General features: G+C 38.1%; 20 protein-coding genes. 1 reads left to right on the top strand and 19 read right to left on the bottom strand.

Annotated features, from left to right (window positions below; translation table 11 throughout):
• Window positions 1-100: 100 nt before the first annotated feature.
• From ACJ2A9_RS14635 to ACJ2A9_RS14600, 8 genes are all read right to left on the bottom strand, one after another.
• The gene (locus ACJ2A9_RS14635; protein WP_441422409.1) at window positions 101-1,276 is read right to left on the bottom strand and encodes an aminotransferase; all 1,176 of its coding nucleotides are present in this window, start codon (window positions 1,274-1,276) and stop codon (window positions 101-103) included.
• Window positions 1,273-1,767 (bottom strand): Lrp/AsnC family transcriptional regulator, encoded by a 495-nt coding sequence (locus ACJ2A9_RS14630; protein WP_441422408.1) that lies wholly within the window; start codon window positions 1,765-1,767, stop codon window positions 1,273-1,275. The genes ACJ2A9_RS14635 and ACJ2A9_RS14630 overlap by 4 nt, the downstream gene beginning before the upstream one ends.
• Window positions 1,768-2,070: 303 nt before the next feature.
• Window positions 2,071-2,352: a ferredoxin family protein gene (locus ACJ2A9_RS14625; protein WP_441422407.1), complete on the bottom strand. Its 282-nt coding sequence runs from the start codon at window positions 2,350-2,352 to the stop codon at window positions 2,071-2,073.
• A gap of 1 nt (window position 2,353) precedes the next feature.
• Window positions 2,354-3,649, bottom strand: coding sequence for an FAD-dependent oxidoreductase (locus ACJ2A9_RS14620; RefSeq protein WP_441422406.1), 1,296 nt, complete (start codon window positions 3,647-3,649; stop codon window positions 2,354-2,356).
• On the bottom strand, window positions 3,642-4,670 hold the full coding sequence (locus tag ACJ2A9_RS14615) for an electron transfer flavoprotein subunit alpha/FixB family protein (protein WP_441422405.1): 1,029 nt from the start codon (window positions 4,668-4,670) through the stop codon (window positions 3,642-3,644). The genes ACJ2A9_RS14620 and ACJ2A9_RS14615 overlap by 8 nt, the downstream gene beginning before the upstream one ends.
• A 2-nt stretch (window positions 4,671-4,672) precedes the next feature.
• Window positions 4,673-5,497: an electron transfer flavoprotein subunit beta/FixA family protein gene (locus tag ACJ2A9_RS14610; RefSeq protein ID WP_441422404.1), complete on the bottom strand. Its 825-nt coding sequence runs from the start codon at window positions 5,495-5,497 to the stop codon at window positions 4,673-4,675.
• A 515-nt stretch (window positions 5,498-6,012) separates the two neighbouring features.
• Entirely contained in the window at window positions 6,013-8,736 is a 2,724-nt protein-coding gene (locus ACJ2A9_RS14605; RefSeq protein ID WP_441422403.1) for an EAL domain-containing protein, read from the bottom strand.
• A gap of 511 nt (window positions 8,737-9,247) precedes the next feature.
• Window positions 9,248-10,573, bottom strand: coding sequence for a radical SAM protein (locus tag ACJ2A9_RS14600; protein WP_441422402.1), 1,326 nt, complete (start codon window positions 10,571-10,573; stop codon window positions 9,248-9,250).
• Between the two features lie 195 nt (window positions 10,574-10,768).
• Between ACJ2A9_RS14600 and ACJ2A9_RS14595 the strand changes: the two genes are divergently transcribed.
• Window positions 10,769-11,041, top strand: a complete 273-nt coding sequence (locus ACJ2A9_RS14595) for an HU family DNA-binding protein (RefSeq protein WP_441422401.1) — start codon at window positions 10,769-10,771, stop codon at window positions 11,039-11,041.
• 92 nt (window positions 11,042-11,133) lie between these two features.
• Here the strand turns inward: ACJ2A9_RS14595 and ACJ2A9_RS14590 are convergent, their stop codons facing one another.
• The 11 genes from ACJ2A9_RS14590 to hutH all read right to left on the bottom strand — a co-directional run bounded on the left by ACJ2A9_RS14590 (window position 11,134) and on the right by hutH (window position 22,879).
• Window positions 11,134-12,324, bottom strand: a complete 1,191-nt coding sequence (locus ACJ2A9_RS14590; protein ID WP_441422400.1) for an aminotransferase-like domain-containing protein — start codon at window positions 12,322-12,324, stop codon at window positions 11,134-11,136.
• A gap of 281 nt (window positions 12,325-12,605) precedes the next feature.
• Complete coding sequence (locus ACJ2A9_RS14585) at window positions 12,606-12,731, bottom strand: hypothetical protein (RefSeq protein ID WP_441422399.1); 126 nt, start codon at window positions 12,729-12,731, stop codon at window positions 12,606-12,608.
• 58 nt (window positions 12,732-12,789) lie between these two features.
• Window positions 12,790-13,416, bottom strand: a complete 627-nt coding sequence (locus ACJ2A9_RS14580) for a hypothetical protein (RefSeq protein WP_441422398.1) — start codon at window positions 13,414-13,416, stop codon at window positions 12,790-12,792.
• Between the two features lie 336 nt (window positions 13,417-13,752).
• Window positions 13,753-14,832, bottom strand: coding sequence for a DUF4179 domain-containing protein (locus ACJ2A9_RS14575; protein ID WP_441422397.1), 1,080 nt, complete (start codon window positions 14,830-14,832; stop codon window positions 13,753-13,755).
• Window positions 14,816-15,358: a sigma-70 family RNA polymerase sigma factor gene (locus tag ACJ2A9_RS14570; protein WP_441422396.1), complete on the bottom strand. Its 543-nt coding sequence runs from the start codon at window positions 15,356-15,358 to the stop codon at window positions 14,816-14,818. The genes ACJ2A9_RS14575 and ACJ2A9_RS14570 overlap by 17 nt, the downstream gene beginning before the upstream one ends.
• A 263-nt stretch (window positions 15,359-15,621) precedes the next feature.
• Window positions 15,622-16,095, bottom strand: coding sequence for a hypothetical protein (locus ACJ2A9_RS14565; RefSeq protein ID WP_441422395.1), 474 nt, complete (start codon window positions 16,093-16,095; stop codon window positions 15,622-15,624).
• Window positions 16,096-16,148: 53 nt separating this feature from the next.
• Window positions 16,149-16,367: a hypothetical protein gene (locus ACJ2A9_RS14560; protein WP_441422394.1), complete on the bottom strand. Its 219-nt coding sequence runs from the start codon at window positions 16,365-16,367 to the stop codon at window positions 16,149-16,151.
• A 348-nt stretch (window positions 16,368-16,715) separates the two neighbouring features.
• A complete protein-coding gene (locus tag ACJ2A9_RS14555; protein ID WP_441422393.1) occupies window positions 16,716-18,035 on the bottom strand; it encodes a Na+/H+ antiporter family protein in 1,320 nt (439 codons plus the stop codon).
• Window positions 18,036-18,408: 373 nt separating this feature from the next.
• Window positions 18,409-19,671: an imidazolonepropionase gene (gene hutI, locus ACJ2A9_RS14550; RefSeq protein ID WP_441422392.1), complete on the bottom strand. Its 1,263-nt coding sequence runs from the start codon at window positions 19,669-19,671 to the stop codon at window positions 18,409-18,411.
• A gap of 10 nt (window positions 19,672-19,681) precedes the next feature.
• A complete protein-coding gene (hutU, locus tag ACJ2A9_RS14545) occupies window positions 19,682-21,349 on the bottom strand; it encodes a urocanate hydratase (RefSeq protein WP_441422391.1) in 1,668 nt (555 codons plus the stop codon).
• Window positions 21,350-21,364: 15 nt separating this feature from the next.
• The gene (gene hutH / locus ACJ2A9_RS14540) at window positions 21,365-22,879 is read right to left on the bottom strand and encodes a histidine ammonia-lyase (protein WP_441422390.1); all 1,515 of its coding nucleotides are present in this window, start codon (window positions 22,877-22,879) and stop codon (window positions 21,365-21,367) included.
• Between the last annotated feature and the right edge of the window lie 30 nt (window positions 22,880-22,909).

Below are 22,909 nucleotides of genomic sequence, written 5' to 3'. Positions count from 1 at the left end.
ACATGCTCGTTAGGTAATACTAATTGTGTATACTATTTTAGTATTCCCCCTATTTATTTTTGGGCAAAACCCTTATGGTTTTGTCTCTTTTTTTTGCCCTTTATTTCAAATTCGTAATAAAATTACCCATTCGTCGGATCGCTTCCTGAAGATTTTCCATCGATGTAGCATATGAACAACGAATGTGCCCTTCTCCTCCGTCACCAAAAACATTACCAGGCACAACCGCCACTCTTTCTTCCATTAGTAAACGCTCGGCAAATTCATCTGACGAAAGACCTGTTTCCTTAATCGATGGAAATGCATAGAACGCCCCTCCTGGAGTATGGCATGGCAGGCCAATTTCGGCAAATGCTTTGACCACGTAATTTCTTCGTTGACGATAGCTGCGGATCATTTTTTCCATATCATCAATTCCATTACGTAATGCTTCGATAGCTCCGTGCTGCGCCATTGTCGACGCACACATCATTGTATATTGATGAATTTTCAGCATGGCAGCAACATAATCTTTCGGTCCGGTTACAAACCCTAAGCGCCAGCCAGTCATCGCAAATGCTTTAGAAAAGCCAGAGATTAAAATCGTACGGTCTTTCATGCTTGGAATATTGGCAATGCTGTAATGCTTTTCGTCATAAGTTAACTCAGCATAAATTTCATCAGATAAAACCGTTAGATCATACTTCTCTATGACAGTTGCAATCGTCTCCAGCTCTTCTTTCGTCATAATTGAGCCTGTAGGATTATTCGGGAATGCAAGCATAATTGCTTTTGTTTTCGGTGAAATAACTGCTTCAATTTGCTCTGCACGCAGCTTAAAATCGTCTTCTTTTGACGTTCCAATTGAAACAGGTACACCACCAGCTAATGAAACGATTGGTGCATAGGACACAAATGTCGGTTCAACAACGATGACCTCGTCACCAGGATTAACGATCGAACGCAGTGCAATGTCAATCGCCTCACTTGCTCCTACCGTTACGAGAACTTCATCCTTAGGGTCATAGGAAAGTTCAAAGCGAGACTCTAAATACTTTGAAATTTCTTCTCTTAATTCAATTAAACCTGCATTCGCTGTATATGCCGTAAAACCACGTTCCATTGAAGAAATGCTAGCTTCACGAACATTCCATGGTGTTACAAAATCAGGCTCACCAACACCTAATGAAATAATATTATCCATCGTTGATGCTAAATCAAAAAAGCGGCGAATTCCCGATGGTTTAATATTTTGAACTGCGTCTGATAATCTTGGGTTGTATTTTACTTGGCTCATGGCGACACCACAATCCGATTATCTTCTTCCTTATCCCCAAATACCACTCCATCATGTTTGTACTTTTTCAATTGGAAGTGAGTAGTTGTTGAAAGAACAGAGTCAATTGTTGATAGCTTATCAGAAACAAAACTTGCTACTTCTGACATTGTTTTTCCTTCAATTACAACGGAAAGGTCATAAGCTCCTGACATTAAATAAAGCGCTTTTACCTCAGGGAAGCGGTAAATACGCTCAGCAACATCATCAAAGCCAACACCGCGTTTTGGTGTCACCTTCACATCGATCATGGCAGTCACTGTTTCAGTTACATTTACTTTACGCCAATCTATCACGGCAGTATAGTTAAGAATAATATTCTTATCCTCGAGGTTTTTTATAATTTGTTCTGCTTCTTCTACAGACAGGTCAACCATTTTTGCTAACGTATCAATCGAAATTCGGGCATTTTCCTCCAAGAGGTGTAAGATTTCGATTTCCTTTCCACCCATAAAAAAAATCTCCTTTCAAATCAACAATAAAGTGAATCAATGTAATGTATTTGTTGTTAATCATATCATAATCTTATTGTATTGGCAGTCAACTTTTTTAAAATTCTGAAGAGCATTATTTTTGAATTTTTTGTGTCCATTTGCTATAATTTATTTTGTAACATAAACATAGTATTAACTATATATCAATTTAGTAAAAGTGATGTACTTTTTATCAGGAATATAGAGGAAAACCGTAAAAAACAGTCTAACGGAGCTGCCACTCCATTAGACTGTTCATTGGAAACATTAATAATATGGTTCTTATGCAAGGCGGAAAATGATGCCGTGTCCACCTTTTGGATATTCCCATTTTATATTCTGATGTGGACAACCAATGCGGCAGCTTCCGCACTCATGACAGCCTTCAAAGCCGACAAACATCCGGTCACCTTCCCACTTGTATACTTCAGCTGGGCAAAAGACTGTACACAGTTTTTCAGGACATTTTGTGTCGCAGACGTCGTAGTCTAATACTTCCAAGTGTGATTCGTGATTTGCTTTGAAACGAATGAGATACTGCTTTTCTTCAAGTGTTTTCGCCATATTATTTCATCACCTTCCACGCACGGTATAGATCTTGGACTACTCCAAGCTTTCCTCTTCCTGATGTAAATGATTTCATAATTTCTTTTTGCTTTTCTTTCTTTGACGTTCCATCAATACTGAACAGCTTGCTTGCAGCTTTGTTCATTAACGGAATATACTCTTTGAAATATTGCGGATTTTCCTCAAATGTATGAGTTGCATCCTTGTATTTCTTTAAATCCTGGCCTATGAAACTGTCATAGATTTTTGTTCGATATGAATCTAGCATATTTTCAGAGAAATCACCTGCCTGCTTTGCAAGTATTACAGTTTCTGCAGCCATTTTCCCTGATGCCATTGCCATATTGGAACCTTCACGGTGAATTCCGTTTACCAGATGGGCTGCGTCACCAACAAGGAGCACTCCATGACCTGCCAGTTTAGGAATCGAGTTATATCCGCCTTCAGGAATTAAATGCGCCAAATACTCTAATGATTCAGCACCTTCAATATAAGGTCTAATCATTGGATGATTTTTTACATATTCAATTTGTTCATACGGCTTTTTCTTTTCTTTAATAAGACCTGATAATGTAATTCCAACACCGATGCTGATACTGTCTTTGTTCGTATAGAGCCAAGCTGTTCCTAGCGCGCCATTTGTTGAATCTCCAAAGATTTCAACTGAAACTCCTTGGTTCCCTTCAAGACCGAAGCGTTCGTTAATTGTTTTTTCAGGCAACTTCATAACTTCCATTACTGCTAAAGCTACTTCTTGCGGTTTTAATTCGCGATGAAAACCTAATTGTTTTCCCAGTAGTGAATTAACGCCGTCAGCCAGCACAACAACATCAGCATAGACATCACCGTCAGGGCGATCTGTTCTTACTCCGATTACTTTACCGTCTTTGACGATACATTCCTTAACTACCGTTTCATTGATTAGGACTGCTCCTTGTTGGACGGCTTTCTGTGCAAACCATTGGTCAAACTTCGCACGTAGAACAGAGAAATTATTATATGGCTTTTCAGCCCATTCGCCGCCTTTATAACCCATCGTGACCATTGATTCTTTATCCATCATCCAATATCTTTGTTCAACAATTGGTCTTTCAAGTGGTGCTTCTTCCCAAAATTCCGGAATAATGTCTTCTAATTGTTTACGATATAAAATACCACCCATTACGTTCTTTGCACCAGGATACTCACCACGTTCAATAAGAAGAACCTTTAAACCTTCTTTTGCACAAGTATAGGCACAGGCAGTACCTGCTGGACCAGCTCCGACTACGATGACATCAAATTTCTCAGGCATGAACAACACCCACCTCTTCTTTTAGTGCTACTTTGAACTCTTCGATTAGTAATGGTAAGATTTCAAATAAATCTCCGACAATTCCATATGTCGCTACTTCAAAAATTTGAGCATTCGGATCTGTATTAACTGCAATAATCGTTTCTGAGTTCTTCATTCCGACAACGTGCTGGATCGCACCTGAAATTCCAAAGGCAAAGTATAATTTCGGTGTAACAGTTTCACCAGTTTGTCCAATTTGATACTCATGACTTAGAAGTCCTGCCTCAATGACATCACGGGTAGCTCCTACTTCAGCCCCTATTACTTTGGCAAAATCACAAACAAGTTGGAATCCTTTTTCATCACGAACACCTTTACCAGCAGCAACGATGATATCGGCATCTTCAAGGTTTACTTTTTTACCGGCATCTTTGACGATTTCAAGCACCTTTGTACGAAGGTTTTCTTCTTTGAGCTGAATTTTTTCTTCGACAATTGTTCCTTGTCGACCTCGCTCCGGCTCTAATGCTTTCATCACTTTCGGTCTTACCGTTGCCATTTGCGGACGGTGTTTTTTACAAAGGATTGTCGCCATTATGTTTCCACCAAAAGCCGGACGACTTGCTTCAAATAAACGCTTTTCAACATCAATATCAAGAATTGTTGTATCAGCTGTAAGACCTGTCATTACTTCTGTTGCAACGGCACTCGCTAAGTCCTTCCCATTCGATGTCGCACCATAAAGGAAAATTTCTGGCTTGTATTTACGAACTAAGTCACCGACTGCAACCATATGTGTTTCAGTACGATAGTTCTTTAATATTGGGTCATCAATGACATAGACCTTGTCCGCACCATATTCAAACAGCGTCGGACATAATGGTTTTACATTATCGCCCAGTAAGACACCGCATAATTCAACACCTAGTTTGTCTGCCAGGTCACGTCCTGCCCCTAATAATTCGAGTGAAACATTTGCTATTTCACCATCACGCTGTTCAATTGAAACCCATACTCCTTGATATTCCTCAATATTCATCCTTATTTCCCACCTTTCTGTGCAAACAGCTCACGTTTCTCTAGAACAATGGAAAGTACTTGCTTCACCTGAGACTTGGCATCGCCCTCAATTTTCTTACCGCCTTCTTCTTTAGGGGGCGGGAACATCTTGCCAACAATTGTTGGAGACCCTTTCATTCCTAATTGAGCTTTATCAACTTCGTCCAGATCAGCAACAGTCCAAACCATTGGTTCATAACGAGCAGCTGCAATCATATTTGGTAGTGGCGAGTAGGAAATATCATTAATTTCTTTTTCAATTGTTAAAAGACACGGCATTGAGGATTGGATGACTTCATGGCCAATTTCCAGCTTTCGATGAACGGTAATTTTGCGGTTTTCACTATCGACAGAATCAACCTTGATAATATTCGTTAACGGCGGTATCTCTAAGCGTCTCGCAATACCAGGACCAACTTGTCCAGTATCACCGTCAATTGCGTGCTTACCTGCTAAAATCAGTGAGATCGTCTCCGCTTTTTCAATCTTTTGAATCGCTTTGTACAATGCATAGCTTGTAGCTAATGTATCAGCACCAGCGAAGGCACGGTCGGAAATCAACACCCCTTCATCTGCACCAATTTCGATACACTTTTTGATTGCTGTAACAGCCTGTGGCGGCCCCATTGATAAGACAGTCACTTTACCCCCATACTCCTTCTTAAGACGAACTGCTTCCTCAACCGCATGGGCATCATACGGGTTTAAAATGGCTGGAGCACTCGCACGATCGAGTGTATTTGTTTTTGGATTGATTTTGATAATCTTAGTATCAGGAACTTGCTTAACGCATACGAGAATATGCATGCAAAATTCACACTCCTCTCCTTAATCACTACACTATTGACTTCTTATTTTTGCTTGAAATTAATTCGTTCAGTAATTCACTAACTTACTGATATGGAGCACAATGGAAAAAATAAACTGGGTTTAAAACATTGGTGAAGGTCTTAGAAAGTTCTTTCATTTTTGCTGACTGGACACGAAGAGAATACAGTAATGGAGCAATGTCTGAATACGATATAGAGGCCAAAACAAAGCTTGTCTAAATAAATGATAAACCCCCTCTCATAAACTAACAATCAATGGAATGAGTAGTATATTGAAGTGCAGTTTGGCAGTAGAGAAAACGGTTGCCTTATATTATTTATATCAAAATAATGAAAAAGGAACAATACAAAATTGCCCCTTTTGTGAAACTATTTTGACATTTCATAATTATTTTTTTATTTCGATATCCTTTTCAACAAAGTATTGAAGATTTACTGAACTTTAAATACTCAATCTCTAAATCTTGACTATTCACTATTAACTATTAACCATTAACGTTCTGCTACTAATCTGCTGCTATGTGCACACGGAATCCGCTGAACATATTTTTCCTTTTCCATAATATTTTCAAAGGCAATGGCAGTTACTGGTTCACTAAATAAAAAGCCTTGTACCCATTCGCAACCCATGTCACGCAATAAGGCAAACTGCTCCTCTGTCTCAACCCCTTCAGCAACAACCCTCATATTTAAGCTGTGAGCCATGGAAATGATCGCTTTAACAATTGCAGTATCGTTAGGATCACTCGTCATATTCATGACAAATGACTTGTCAATTTTGATCATATCAATCGAAAATTGCTTAATATAGTTCAAAGAGGAATATCCTGTACCAAAGTCATCAATCGAAATTTTCACACCAATTTCTTTTAAACTAGTAAGAATTTCAATTGTTTCTTCGTTATTCATCATCAGACTTCCTTCTGTCACTTCCAACTCTAAGTATTTAGGTTCTAATCCAGTTTCAAACAAGACTTTTGTGACTAGTGACAGTAAATAGTCTTTTTGCAATTGCTGTGATGCAATATTGACTGATACAGCTATTGGCGGATATCCTGCTTGCTGCCAATGCTTACTTTGTTCACAAGCCGTTCGTAGTACGTATTCACCAATTGGAATAATAAGCCCAGTTTCTTCCGCAATCGGGATAAAATCGGATGGTGAAATCATCCCAATCTCTGGATGCTGCCAACGAAGCAAAGCCTCCATCCCTATGATTTTTCCAGTTGATACTTCCACTTTTGGCTGGTAATATACTTGAAATTGCTCCTCGCTAATTGCCTCACGAAGTTTAGCTTCATACTCAACTCTCTTCATTACCTTTTCACTCATCGATGATTCATAAAAATAATAACTATTACGTCCTTTTCCCTTCGCATGGTAAAGCGCAATGTCAGCATTTTTTATGAGTGAATCTAAATCTTCCCCATCATCCGGGAACACACTTATACCAATGCTCGTCGTTACAACAACACTATACCCATTGATCGTAATCGGTTGGCTAATCTTATCAATGATCTTTTGAGCATCTTCTGCCAGGACATCCCGATCAGTGATAGCAGGATAAAAGAGAATAAATTCATCTCCGCCAAGGCGGGCCAATGTCACGTCATCGTCAACTGTTTCATTCAGAGTTGCTGCTATGTTTTGTAACAAACAATCTCCAAATCCATGACCAAAACTATCATTAATGTTTTTAAATTGATCAAGATCAAGAAACATAATCCCCATTTTTCGGTGACTGTCCTTGGCGGAATGTAACGATTCAATAATTTGTTTATTAAAAAGTCGTCTGTTCGTCAAACCAGTTAGTGAATCGTGATTTGCTTGATATTCAATCATTTCCATCTGTTTTTTCCGATCCGTTATATCTGTAAATACTGACGCATAGTGTGTTGTTTCTCCACTATCATCCAAGATTGAACTGATCGTTAGCCATTCAGCAATAAGGCTTCCGTCTTTTTTTCTATTCCATATTTCACCTTTCCATTGACCTTTTTCCTTTAATGAGCTCCACATCCCGTCATAAAACGCTTTATCATGCTTTCCTGAGCTTAACAGGTTAGGATTCTTCCCGATCACTTCTTCTGGTGTATATCCTGTTATATTAGTGAATGCAGGATTAACAAAAATAATATCCCCGTTTTTGTCTGTGATTGTAATTCCTTCAAGTGAGTTCTCAAATACTTTTGCGGAAAGACGAAGATGATCTTCTGTCTGCTGTCGCACTTCGGTGATTGCTTTCGTAAATGGAGAGAGTGTATTTAAACCTTGAGAGTCATTCTCCTTTTTCGAATACGGAATAACTGTGTCCACTTCTTTTTTTAAGCCAGTTAAAAAGCTACTGACAGATGACGCCAAATCAACAAAAGCTCGATTCATTAAACCAACTTCATCGTAACGTGATGTATTTAATTTATCGACCGCAATCTTCCCTTCTGATAGCTGCTCCATTGATTCCTTCAAATCAGTGATCGGCTTTGTAATCCTTGTTGCAGCATAATTAATGAAAAAGATCCCGACAAAAGCGAAGGCAACAATCGAAATAATTGTTGAAACAAGCACTTCAACTGCTGGGCCATTGATTTCAAATAAGTATGCACTTGCACCGATAATCCAACCCCAGTTATGGTCTTGAATCGTATAAGTGATCTTCGGAGAAATTAGATCTACCATCGTGCTCTGAGGAACATCCCATGAAACATATAATCCGTCAGCACGATTTAAGGCCTTTGAATTATTTACACTCGGCAGCTCCCAATCATAATACGTATACCCGCCATTTGGAAGCTGAGCGTTTTCAATTAATGTCGAAGCAAAATCAACTGCATTAATATCTCCTAATGCCGTTAGATTCTGCCCTTCTCTTGTTGGGTGAGCAATTAAATTGGCCTCCTTATCAATGACAAAAAAGTAACCATGCTCTCCTAAATTAACGTTCTCTTTAACTGAACGCGTATGATCTTCATTTTGCGGTCCAATCAAAAATTCCTTCATTTCTTCTTGGGCTTCTTCTAACGTAACGTGACCAAGTTCAACCTTTTGTTCCAAAAAGGTAATCATCTCTAAAATGACTTTGACTTCATTTTCAAGAGATTGTTTTGCTACATTAGTAATTTGCTCCTTTGCCTGGTAGGAATGAACCATTCCGATTGTGATACTCGGTACAAGCAAAACAACTAAGAAAATAAACATTAATTTCGCTTTCAAACTCACTTACGTCACCCACTCCCTAATTTCCCCTCATCTATACATCTATTAACATTTAACTTTTAACTTTCAACTTTATTAACTACTAACTCGTAATAATAATCTATCACACAACATATCAGAATAATTTTTATAATTATGGAGAATTAGAGGCGAAACTATGACGATATTCTAATAACGTAACAAAAATCACATTTAAACTAAAAGATAGCAATGCAAACAGAATAAATCATTATATAGAAAGAGAGCCGCTATCAACTGATAGTCGGCTCTCCACTTATGATTATTTCATATTACCTGGTACTGATTTCACTAATTGACCCTTTTTTGTTGAAGCAACTGGTGATATAGCAGGACGAAGAATTTTCAAGTCATTCACCTCCTTTTGAGTTTAGAGTGTAGAGTGTAGAATTTAGAGTTGTTTGAAAGCATTCCTAAGAAGTCTTCCTAGAGATGCTCACAAAGATCTTCACTCTAAACTCTACACTCCAATAGACTTCAACTTTCTTAGTAATTATTAAGGGTTATCGTAACTCTTCCACAAAAGCTGTAACACTTTCTTTATTTGTCGCTTTTCAAAAGGACAAGGTCTTTTTCCTGTTTGAATTCGATACAATGGACAATGATTCCCTTGGCAAGCCGGTCGGTAAAAACACGATTGACAATGTTCATCCTTTTCTTCACCTGAAAGTGTCCAAGCAGCAATTTTATCAAAGTTTAGAGTAGCAGTACCATCACCAGCTAATTGCCCCACCTGATTGAATTCCTGATCAAAGGCTAGTGTGCATTTATACAATTGGCCGTTTGAACCAACAACTAATGAATGTGGCTTGGCAGCATAGCAAACAGAGCCCGTTGGCATTAATGCACTTTCGATTTGTGAACTCATCGCAAGTCCATTCGATAGACTATGTTCGGTAAATTCCCATATTTTTATATCTGATGTTTGACGGTCACATACAGGGATGTTCTCGTCATTTTCACCGCCCCAGCGCCCGACTGGTCGGCAGAAGACTTGAAACCTCTTATCACCTTGAAAAAATTCACTTAACGATGCAATAAAAGAAGGAATGTTATTAAGATTGCTTTCATCAAAATTAATCCGTATAAAAACCTCAAATTGATCGTCTATATTTTTTAATTGTTTGAGATTATGAATGATCGTCTTAAAAGTGCCCTTTCCATTGACTAATTTTCTGCGCTGATCATGAATCACCTCTGACCCATCAATGGTCACCATAAATTGCCTCACTTCAAGTGCTAATAGCTTCCTGCACGTATCTTCAGTTAAATAATAGCCGTTCGTAGCCATTTCAGCTTTATAGTCTACTTGGTGATTCCTGGCTGTTTCTAAAAAAGACTTTGAGAGCGACGTAATCTCATCAAGAGCAAGTAATGGCTCACCACCAAACCAGCTAACCATCAAATTGGATAGCTGTCCTGCTTTTGTCTCAACGAACTTTTTCAAACCTGCTAGAACTTCACCTGACATATTCCCTCTTGGAAACGACTCATAGCAGTAAGTACACCGAAAATTACAAGCTTCTGTCGGCATAATAATAAGATGCATCATATCTGTCCGGTGCAGTGATTGATGTAAAAATTGTGCCCTTTGCTTTTCATCAATTTCACTTGATACTAAGAAACCTTCAGCCTCCAATATTGTTCCTAACTGTGAAAGACTTTCCACACCTTTGCGTTTTAATAGGCTCAACACCTCTTGCTTCTCAGTAACCGAAAAAGCAGCAATCGCCCCTGTATAACTGTTATAAATCAGTAACTCTTCATTATCCGTTTTTGTCACCACATTGAACCTGGACGGCACCCAGCGTTTGTTTATCATCTTTAACTACCTCATTTATCTATCAAGCTAATAGTTAATTATAACAAAGGGCTTCCTGGCAATCCGTGACCCATCTCACGAAACAAAATGAAATGAAATTTGAAAATTTTTCAGAAAATATTGAATAGAAACTGAAATAGTGGTAAATATGAAGATAAGTGAAATAAATTTTTAATAGATTATGGAGGTAATTTTATGAATAAGACTGATTTAATAAACTATGTCTCTGACAATACAAACCTTTCAAAGAAAGATGCTACAAATGCCGTTAATGCTGTTTTAGAATCCATTTCAAACTCACTAACAAACGGAGATAGTGTCCAATTAATCGGCTTTGGTACATTTGAAGTTCGTGAACGTTCTGCTAGAAAAGGCCGCAACCCGCAAACTGGTGAAGAAATTGATATTGCAGCTAGTAAAGTACCTGCATTCAAGCCTGGAAAACAATTAAAAGACGCTGTGAACTAATTAAGAACACTGCCCCCTTCATAGTAAAAAAGGTCCACCTGTAACGGTTGGACCTTTTTTGGCTATGTTACAACTATTCACTTTCAACTTACTTAAACCGATTGCAAATGAATCTGAAAAACTTTTGTCAGTTTTTCCATTCCTTCATTAATTTTCTCAGGTGTGGAATGAGTAAAGTTAAGACGCATTGTATTCTGCTTTGGTTCGTCAACATAGAACGGTGCTCCCGGAACATAAGCTACTCCATGCTGCACTGCCGTCTGTAATAACTCAGTTGTATTAATGGACTCATCGAGTTCAATCCAAAAGAACATCCCGCCTTTAGGTTCGATATACTTGACCCCTAATGATTCTAGTGATTGAAGATGCTGCAGCATAAGTTTCATTCTAGATTGATAGACAGTAATAAGATTGTTAATATGACCGTCAAGATCAAAATTACGGCATAAATGGTATAGTGCTTGATGTGAAAGCGAGTTGGAATGAAGATCATTTGCTTGTTTGGCTTGCGACATTATTCTTAAAATTTGGTTCGGCCCTGCTATCCACCCCGTTCTTAACGCAGGTACTGCTGTTTTTGAGAATGTGCTCGTATACAGTACATGGTTGCCGTCATCTAGAGCAGCAATTGGAGTATAGACCTCATCTTTATTAAACTGAATGTCACCATATGGATCATCTTCAAAAATAACAACATGTTTTTTTTGCGCTAACTGAAGCAACTTCTGTCTTCGTTCAAGAGACCACACTTTTCCTGCAGGGTTAGAGAATGTCGGTACAACATAAACACATTTAGGTTTATACTTTTTCATTTTATATTCGAGATCGTCTGGAAGCATGCCATGCTCATCAGACATAACCGGAATAATCTTCGCTTCATATGATTGAAACACTTGCAATGCTGCTAAATACGTTGGATTCTCCGTTAAAATAACATCGCCCCGGTCGAACATAACGCGAGCAAATAAATCAATTGCCTGCTGTGAACCTGTAGTCAGCAATACTTCATTAATCGATGAACGTTCAATCCCTTTACGTTTCATTCTTTCAAGTAACAGTTCGCGTAACGGTGCATATCCTTCCGTTTCAATATATTGAAGAGACTTCTTCCCGCTTGCAAACGCAGAAGAAAATGCCTCCCGAATCCCCTCGATCGGAAATAAGTCATCGTCAGGTAGTCCGCCGGCAAACGAAATGACATTCCCTTGATTGACTACTTTCAATATATCTCGAACCGCTGATGACTTAAGATGTTTTACTCTGTTGGCAAATGCATATTTCACTCTATCCACACTCCAATTGATTAAAAATTTAGAATTTTAACTTACATAGTACCTCATTAACAGGGAAAGTCAATATACTTTTTGCACTTTTCAAATAACTTTATGAACGTAAGGGCTTTCATTTCACTTTTTTCTTAAAAAACACATTTTACATGTTACTGATTATGAATCAATGTGAAAAGATAGCTTTTTTACAAATAGAAAGACGCTTGGATACCAACTATCCAAACGCCTAATCTCATCTTCATTACCTTGTTCAATTAACAAACAAAAGCAACTATTTATTTGCCTTTTTTGACTTTTGCCTGTTTATGCTCTTTTCTTATTTCTTCATTAGCCAATAACGTACTTGAAGACAAATTATTATTCATTGCCCCTTCTTCATTTAATCTTTCATCTTTAGCCATCACAAATCCTCCTAATTCATATAATAAAAAAAGATGTATTCAACTAGTGAATACATCCTTATCCTTCCACAATTTCTATATGATAGTCGTCCATTAAATATTGGCCGTTTTTATGAACGAAAGAGAATGATATCGTTATATAATCAACTGCAGGATAGCCGAATCGTTGAAATTGCATTTTGTTTAACCGGTCTTCTTCATCATAAAATATAACCGGCACTTGTTCACCTGTAACAAGTACATTTTCGTCTTTACTTTCAACTTGCAGCTCTTCACTTGAAATAATTTGTAATCCTGGATTTAAAATCGATTCCCTAACAGTAGGATAATACTCATCCCTATGATTGTAGTCATTACCGTAGTAATACGACTCCTCTATATATCGTTTATACTGTCCTTTATAAACGAGCTGTTCCTCTTCCTTATCAAAAATACTCTCAATTATTTGTTCTAATCCATGTTCCGTTACTTTCCCTTCCAAGAGGTTTTGTACATCAGCAACATGTTGGTACGCTTCATTTATATAATGTTCATCCATCGGTGCATGATACCTGAACAACTCATTACACATGTCAACTAATTCATAATAACTAACTAAAACATCCTCTTCACCAACGAGCTTATCATTAGAACAAGCCACAAGGGTTAATCCACATAAAATGAAACTAATCAACCATTTTTTCATAGCACCCCACCTTTAACACTCTCTATAATAGTAACGTAATCGCACGTCGAAAGGTTGCATCTTTTTACAAAAAAACATGAAAAAAAGCAGATGTGATAATAACGGGTTCCGTTACCTATCGCATAAACCTAATATACACATTAAAATGTTAATGAAATAAATAACGAATTGCACCGTATTTGCAGTGCTTTTTGTTGTGAAAAAAATAAAATCGCCTACCTCATAATGAACTAGACGAATTCCATTTATTTTTATTTGCTTCTTCAACTGCTTCGTTTACTTTAAGTGAATAAATTAACTAAGATTCATTATCTACCTAAAATATAGATAATGAATTTATTGTTGCATTTTCACTTTAAAAGAGTCAAACTCAACCGGCTGTATAGTATCCCCTTTAAATTCTAACTCTTTTTCCTCGCCATATTCATCAATTTCCACTCCTCCACCGCCCGTAGGAATGACTATATAAGGAGTGATTGTCAATTCAGTAACATTAGAATCTATGGGATCAAATTGCTTATTACTCTTGAACTGTATTCTATCCTTAACCCTTTCACCTGTTGCTCCACCCGAGCGACCTGTAATTTCATTTCCATCTTGATCAACTACCATGAATTCGATATTTCCTCCGCGACTTAGATCAAAATCTGTTTCCTCTTCATAACTCTTATAGGCTATACTTACACCTGTTTCACTAAAAGACATTTCTGTTACAGTAAGGGTCAAACCATCAACCGTCTGTGAATGATGCACAGGAATTTTTTGAATGTCAGTAATTTTTTCAACTGGAATTGAGAAATACCATTTTTCCCCATTCCCCCCATGTAACATTAATCCAAGTTCGAATTCTTCTGGCATATCCTCGGTCACATTTATTTCTTGAATAGCCGTCCGAGTTGTTGCCGAAAGGATTTCTTCACCGTAACTCCCAGTGGCTCCAGCAGGATTTCTCCCATTAATCGTAAAATCCATCCCGGCACCAAAATAAAATTGATCAAGTTCCTCATCAGATTGAATGAACAAGCCGATAGTAATATTATTTTGATCATATAAAATTTCATCAAGCGTAACGGAAATTCCATTGACCGTCTGTGTCTCCCCAATTTCATTCGTTAACCCATTTTTTTGAGCTTGTAGTAAACCGATCAGATCAGAATTCCCGAAAACAGAACCGATAATCGGTATTTGGGACAAACTGTTTGCCAAAGCTGGAGAATAGTAAGAGGAACCAACCAATATTCCAAAAACAGCTGCCACACTGCTCAAAGCATAGAATATCTTTCTTCTTCTTTTGCCCTTGGTCATTCTAAAACGGGACGTATCTAATCGCTCATTAGCTTGAACGATTCCCGAACGAATAGCTGAACGAACTTGATCTTGTGGAAACTCCTCGAAAGGATCATGTGACTTTTTCATTTAATTGATAACTCCTTTCTAATTCCATTTTCAATATTTTCTTCGCTCTACGTAAATTCGTTTTCACTGTACCAACCGGCTTCTCCATCACCTCGGAAATATCCTTAATAGACAGGTCATGATAGTAAAATAAGATAATTGATGTTTGATAGGACGAATTTAGCTTCGATAATGCCTCATTTAAATGAAAAGAATCTATCTCTTTGTCATATATGCGATCTAATCTCTTCAACAATTCGCTTTCCTCATAGGGAATTATTTGGTCTCGTTCTCTTAATAACCTATAACATTCACGTATTAAAATTCTAAACAGCCAAGTTGAAAAATACTCCGGATTTCGCAATTGCCCTATCGCGAGAAATGCATTGTACGCTGTTTCTTGTATAGCATCCAAAGCATCTTCTTTTTTACCAACGTAAGAAAGCGCCTTGTAATATAGTATTTTTTCTTCTTTAAAAAGTAATTCTTCAAAAGCATCAGCGTCTCCATTAATCGCCCTTTTCACAGTTTGTAGATCATGTTTCATCGTGTCTCATTCCCTCCTCTCACTATTTAGAGTGATCTAGAAATACAAAAAGTTTCAACAATTCATTTTTCCTAAATTATTTTAGTTAAAGGTTAAAAAAAAGCATGTTTTGATCTCTAATCAAAACACACTATAATAGTTTAGATTTTTTTATAAAACCTTTCTCAATTAAACTTTCCTCGTTAGCTCAAGAAGGAGTTACCGTAACGGCATCTCCTGTTAGTTAAAGCACTCCGTTAGCATTCTTCACTGTTTTTCTTTAACTAATTTTGTCTATCTAATGTTGAAATTAAGGAACGTTCAAGCAAACCTTGATTACCACGAATTTCCCCAAATACTATTTCTCCGCTTAGTGTATAAACATATTGAGCTAATAAGACATTTGCTTCACTATCTCCTAAATACTTTTCTTCATAATTACTTTCGTGAGTTATATAATCATGTAAAGGTTCTTGTAAACCTATAAAAAAAACTGGGAATTTTAAATCTTTGTACAAGCTTTGATTTTCAGGAGATAAGGCATAAGAAAGTTCCTCTTTAGCTATAAAAACTGCATCAAATGTATATTCATTATTCCGTAATTCATTGAGAGAAACCTTTATAACATTATGCCCGTCAAGGTCAAATGTGGAATTTCCAACGATACCTATTTCATAACTTGTACTTTCATTTTCTAACTCAGAAGAACAAGCAATCAAACTACCGATTAAAAATACTAAAAAAAGAATTTTTTTCAAACAGAACACTCCTTCAATTGCCTAATACAAATAAGTTATCATTTTCTTTTTTTCTATTCTATAAATTTGCTTCTTCCACATTTCTGTACCGTTGAATTGAATAAACAAAGGCTGCCGCAGCAACCTTTGTTATTAAACTCTTGAGCAGTTAGTTGAACAAAAACTTCTTTAACATCTTCCGTTTTCACCAAAAATCCCGAAGCCCAGAAAAAAATCATAATCATAACGATAAAAATCAAAATAGCGACCAAAACCCCTTTAAAATTGTTCATTCTGTTCACTCCTGTAAAACTATTTAAGAACTTTCTATATAACTTAGACGTTTAATTATATAACTAAAATTACAGGTAAAGTTATCCAAACCTTATTCAACTCTTCTGCTCGTTACTTTAAGTGTATCGATTCACAATCTCTGTATTTACTTTAACTTAAATATTCAGAATTCCTTGTAAATTCAAACAGATAATAACTACAAATGTGTTTATATATCAATAAAAAAATGACTACTAAATTGATATACAATTTAGTAGTCATTTTACGTTACATTTTAATGTTTGCGATAGGTAACGGAACCCGTTAATTTTATAACCATCTGCTTTTTACCGTAATCTTTATTATTTCTATAATACCATCGCTGCAATCCATCCAAAAATAACCAATGGGATGTTAAAGTGGATAAACGTCGGTACACACGTATCCCAAATATGATTATGCTGGCCATCGGCATTTAATCCAGCTGTGGGCCCTAAGGTGCTATCTGAAGCTGGAGAACCTGCATCACCAAGAGCAGCAGCCGTACCAATTAAGGCAATTGTCGCCATTGGGCTAAAACCGACAGTGATTGCCAGAGGAACAAATAGTGTCGTAATAATTGGTATCGTAGAAAAAGAAGAACCAATCCCCATTGTGATAAACAAACCAACGAGTAACATCAACATCGCCGCTAATCCTTTATTATCACCGATCACTGCTGCTACTTGAGTCACTAATAGATCGACATGACCAGTTTCACGAATTACTGCCGCAAACCCTGAAGCTGCAAGCATGACAAAACCGATAAAGGCCATCATCTTCATTCCATCAGTCACTAATTCCTCCGACTGTCTAAGCTTAATTGCCCCACTAAGATAGATAATTACTAGACCTGTCAGAGCACTAATAATCATTGATTCTGTCATTAGTTGAACAACTAACGCAGCAACAATTGAAATCGTTGCAAATAAAATTGTTATAGAAGAATAAGAGATTTGCTCTTCTTTTTCTTCAGTAAATTGAACAGTTTTATAGTTTCTTTGTTTACGGTATGTGATAAAAACAGCTACAACCAAACCAATGACCATCCCTAATGTCGGAATAAGTAAAGCCGATGGTATGTCCGATTGAGTGATTGCAAGTCCACTTTCTTCCATATTTGTAGCGATAATTTCGTGGAAAATCAATCCAAACCCTGCCGGTAACAAAATGTATGGTGCTTTTAATCCAAATGTTATCATTGTGGCTACTGCACGACGGTCCAACATTAATTCATTAAATACTTTTAATAACGGTGGAATTAAAATTGGAATAAAAGCAATATGAATTGGAACGACATTCTGTGAGAAACATGAAATCGTTACAATAATTAAAAAGATAAACACTTTAGATAACGCTTTACGCTGACTATCACCCTTGCGCCCTACAACCTTTAAGGCAAATTTCACAATAACATCAGGCAGACCCGTTCTAGATATCGCAACCGCAAATCCACCTAGCAAGGCGTAACTTAAGGCAACAGATGCGCTGCCACCTAGTCCATTCGTAAATACATCAATCGTTTCTGTAAAACCCAGTCCACCTAAAAGGCCTCCAACAAGTGCTGCTACAATTAACGCTAATACAACATGAATACGAACTAAACTTAACACTAGCATGACAACAACTGCCACTACCACTGCATTCATAAATGACGTCTCCTCTCATTTCCTTCTCTCTTATTCTTTCTTTTTCTCTTTTTTATCTCTTTAGCTTGGTAAATCACTAATATAGTAAAATATTATTTACCGTAACATTCTATGAGAAAGCTGTCAACAGGAAGGGAAAGGAAAGTCAATGTAAAATGTAAAATGTAAAATTGAAAGACCAATTTAGAATTTAGAATTTAGAATTTAGAATTTAGAATTTAGAATTTAGAATTATTTGAGGGTTGTGACACCGTTGTAAATAACGCGCTTATCATATGTTTTTGTCTTTTAATTCTAAATTCTACATTCGGTTTTAGAAAGGTTTTATACAATAACACTTAAAAAACCGCACTCTCTAAAGAGTGCAGTTCGGTTAGTCAATGATTCTCATCCTTTCAGCGACAATCTTTCCATTTTTTATGACTGTATTTACATGATTCACCCCGTAATGATATGGAATATATAAATAATTAGGTGCATCCCAAATGACAACATCTGCTTTTCGGCCTACAGCCAGCTGTCCAGCTTCATCACCACGACCAATCGCATGAGCAGCGTTCACCGTAACAGCGTTCCAAATTTCCTCAGGCGACATTTTTAGCTGCAATGCAGCAATCGTCATAATCAATTGTAAATTTTCTGTTGGAGAACTGCCAGGATTAAAATCAGTTGCTAATGAAACAGTGACGCCTTGTTCTATCATTTCTCTTGCTCTGGCAAAAGTATGTTTCCCTAAATAAAATGTTGTCCCTGGCAGTAATACCGCAATTGTCCCTGATTCTGCCAGCTTTTTAATCCCTTCATCTGATGCACCAACAAGGTGATCTGCGGAAGTTGCTCCTAATGATGCGGCCATCTCTGTGCCACCAAGCGGATCGATTTCATCAGCGTGAATCTTCAATTGAAAACCTTTTTCTTTCGCTTTTTGTAAATAGGCACGTGACTGCTCGACAGTAAACACACCTGTTTCTGTAAAAATATCCACAAATTCCGCTAACTCTTCTTCCTTAATATCGTCTAGCATCGCAAGCATTTCGTCTAAAAACTGTTCTGGATTTTCCTTATGTGATGTTGGAATCGCATGAGCTCCTAAAAACGTGGAGACTAAGTCCATTTTGTGATGTTGTTGCAGTTGTTTCGCTACTTTTAACTGCTTCATCTCTGTTTTTGCGTCAAGACCATAGCCGCTTTTCACTTCCACTGTTGTTGTTCCAAAGGTCATCATTCGATCAAGATAAAAGCTCGCTTTCTTGTAAAGCTCTTCTTCCGTTGCTTTTCGTGTTGCTTCAACCGTCGAAAGTATACCACCGCCCTGCTTTAAGATTTCCAAATAAGGAACTCCTTGTTGTTTTAAGGCCATCTCATGTTCGCGGGATCCTCCAAAAACGACATGAGTATGTGGATCGACTAATCCTGGTGTTACTAATTTCCCTTCACAATCAATTACTTTATCGGCTCTTATGTCTGTAACAGCATCGCTCGTTCCAACAAAAACAACTGTACCGTCTTTTATGCCAACTGCCCCATCCTCAATGATTGTAAGCTCTTGCATCGCTTTACCAGCTCGGGGACCGGTTGACGTCATTGGAAGCAATTGACCAATATTCGTTAGTAAAAGGTCTACCTGTTGTATCATTTTTATCCCCCTATTTTGTTTCGTTCATTGGTATTGCAACATTACGCTCCTTAGCAACTTCTGCCGCCAGCTCATACCCTGCATCTGCATGACGAATGACACCCATTCCAGGATCCGTTGTTAGAACGCGCTCAAGACGCTCTTTTGCAACATCTGTTCCATCGGCAACGACGACCATACCCGCATGAAGTGAATAACCCATCCCTACACCGCCACCATGGTGAACAGACACCCAACTTGCGCCTGCTGATGTATTCACAAGAGCATTTAAAATCGCCCAATCCCCCACTGCGTCACTACCGTCTAACATTGCCTCTGTCTCACGGTTTGGCGATGCGACAGAACCACAATCTAAATGATCACGTCCGATAACAACCGGTGCTTTTAACTCTCCGTTTTTCACTAGTTCATTAATCGCCAGACCCATTTTCATTCGTTCACCGTATCCTAACCAGCAAATACGAGAAGGTAAACCTTGGAAAGCTATTTTTTCTTGAGCCATGTCAATCCAACGATTTAACGCTTCATTTTCCGGGAACAATTCTTTAATTAGTCGGTCTGTACGATAAATATCTTCTGGATCTCCCGATAATGCAACCCAACGGAAAGGCCCTTTTCCTTCACAGAAAAGCGGACGAATATAAGCAGGTACGAACCCTGGAAAATCAAATGCATTTTCGAGTCCTTCATCTTTTGCTACTTGGCGAATATTATTTCCATAATCAAAAACAATCGAGCCACGCTGTTGGAACGCAAGCATCGCTTCCACATGCTTTTTCATACTTTGATTTGATAGTTGTACATAGAGCTCTGGATTTTGCTGACGAAGCTTTTCCGCTTCTTCTAATGTGTACCCTACTGGAATATAGCCGTTTAGTGGGTCATGCGCTGAAGTTTGGTCAGTCACAATATCAATTGTCACTCCACGCTCTAAAATTTCATGATGAACCTCAGCGGCATTTCCGACAAGTCCAATTGAAAGTGGTACACCATTTTTCTTTGCCTCACCGGCCCACTCAAGCGCTTCATCTAACGATTTTGTCATTCGGTCACAATATCTCGTTTCGATCCGTTTTTGAATCCGTTCTTCATCAACATCAACAGCAATTACAACTCCATCATTCATTGTAACGGCTAATGGCTGTGCTCCACCCATTCCTCCAAGGCCAGCTGTCAGTGTCAATGTTCCTTTTAAACTATTGTTGTAATGCTTTTTCGCAATCGCCGCAAACGTTTCATACGTTCCTTGCAAGATACCTTGTGTACCAATATAAATCCAACTTCCAGCCGTCATTTGTCCGTACATCATTAGCCCTTTTTTCTCTAGCTCATTGAAGTGCTCCCAGTTTGCCCACTTCGGCACTAATACTGAATTTGACAGCAAGACTCTTGGCGCATGTGTGTGAGTTTTAAAACGTCCGACAGGCTTACCAGACTGAACGAGTAACGTCTCATCTGCTTCAAGGTTTTTTAGTTGATGAACGATTGCATCGAACGCCTCCCAGTTGCGAGCTGCTTTTCCAATTCCCCCGTAGACAATTAGGTCTTCAGGCTTTTCCGCCACTTCTGGGTCAAGATTGTTATGAAGCATTCGTAACACTGCTTCTTGTTCCCAGCCTTTGCACTCTAATTCTACGCCTCTATTTGCACGAATAATACGTTTTTTCACTTCAGTCATTATCAATCTCTCCTTTTAATTTGTAATAGTTAATGTATTTTCAAAGGTAAAAGTTCCTTCTTTTAACCACGTAGTAATTGCCTCAATATCATTGGCAAAGACACGGTCCGCAGCTATAAACGGAGTAATTTTTCGTCCTTCCTCAAGAAAGACTTTTGTTGCCGTAGACATTTTCTCTTTCCCTCTAATTTCACAAGCCTGCATTCCGCAAATCGCTTCAATCGCCAATACACGGCGAACGTTTTGAATGATTTGATAAGCATGCCGTGAACCAATCGTTCCCATACTTACATGGTCTTCTTGATTTGCTGATGACGGAATTGAATCGACACTTGCTGGATGTGCCAATGTTTTGTTTTCTGAGACAAGTGATGCCGCCACATATTGCATAATCATCGCTCCAGACTGGAGACCTGGCTCCGGACTTAAGAATGGTGGCAAATCATTTAATTGCGGATTGACTAACCTTTCAATTCGTCTCTCCGAAATATTGGCCAGTTCGGCCATCGCAATTTTCAGGAAATCCATTGCAAAAGCAATCGGTTGACCATGAAAGTTACCACCGGAAATGACTTTTTCTCCATCATCGAAAATGAGTGGGTTATCCGTTGCCGCATTCATTTCAATTTCTAACTTTTCCTTCACATAGTTCAATGTTTGCCATGTCGCACCATGCACTTGTGGAATACAACGTAGCGAGTATGCATCTTGTACTCGAATTTCCCCTTGTCTTGTCGTCAGTTCACTGTCAGCTAAATAAGCACGCATTCGTTTTGCGACATCAACTTGCTCCTGATATCCTCTGGCAAGGTGAATGTCTTCATCGAATGCATCGATAATTCCCTGTAATCCTTCTAGCGTTAGAGCAGCGATCATTTCTGATTGAAGGGCCATCTTTTCAGCCTCAAGATAGGCAACAACCCCCATCGCTGTCATCGCTTGTGTACCATTAATAAGCGCTAATCCTTCCTTTGCTGTTAACGTAATTGGAAAAATTCCTTCACTCGTTAGTGCCTTCATCGCATTTGTTCTCTCACCTTTATAAAACACTTCCCCTTCACCAATCAGAACAAGAGCCAAATGTGATAATGGCGCTAAATCCCCACTTGCCCCAAGAGAGCCTTGTTGCGGGATAACTGGATGAATTCCGGCATTCACTAGTTTTAATAACTGGTCAATGACTACTGGTCTAACGCCTGAAAAGCCTTTTAGAAGGGCATTCGCACGAAGAACGACCATCGCTCGTGAAACAATCTCCGGAAAAGGATCACCAACACCGCAAGCGTGAGAATAAATCAAATTAAGCTGTAATGCTTCAACATCATCCTTATTGATGAACACATCACTAAACTTACCAAACCCCGTTGTTATCCCATAAATGACCTTTTCGTTAGCAACGATTTTCTCAACCGCTTTTCGACTGGCCTTCACTTTGTTCATACTTTCTTCTGAAGCCGATACTTGTTCATTGTCTAACAGAACTCTTTTAAGTTCTGGAAATGTTAATGATTGACCCGTTAATACCACCATAAAAAAAACTCTCCCTTCACTTCACTAAAG

It is taken from the genome of Anaerobacillus sp. MEB173, assembly GCF_052119505.1.
GTDB lineage: Bacteria > Bacillota > Bacilli > Bacillales > JBJMAU01 > JBJMAU01.
This window is presented reverse-complemented; position numbering and strand designations above follow the sequence as displayed.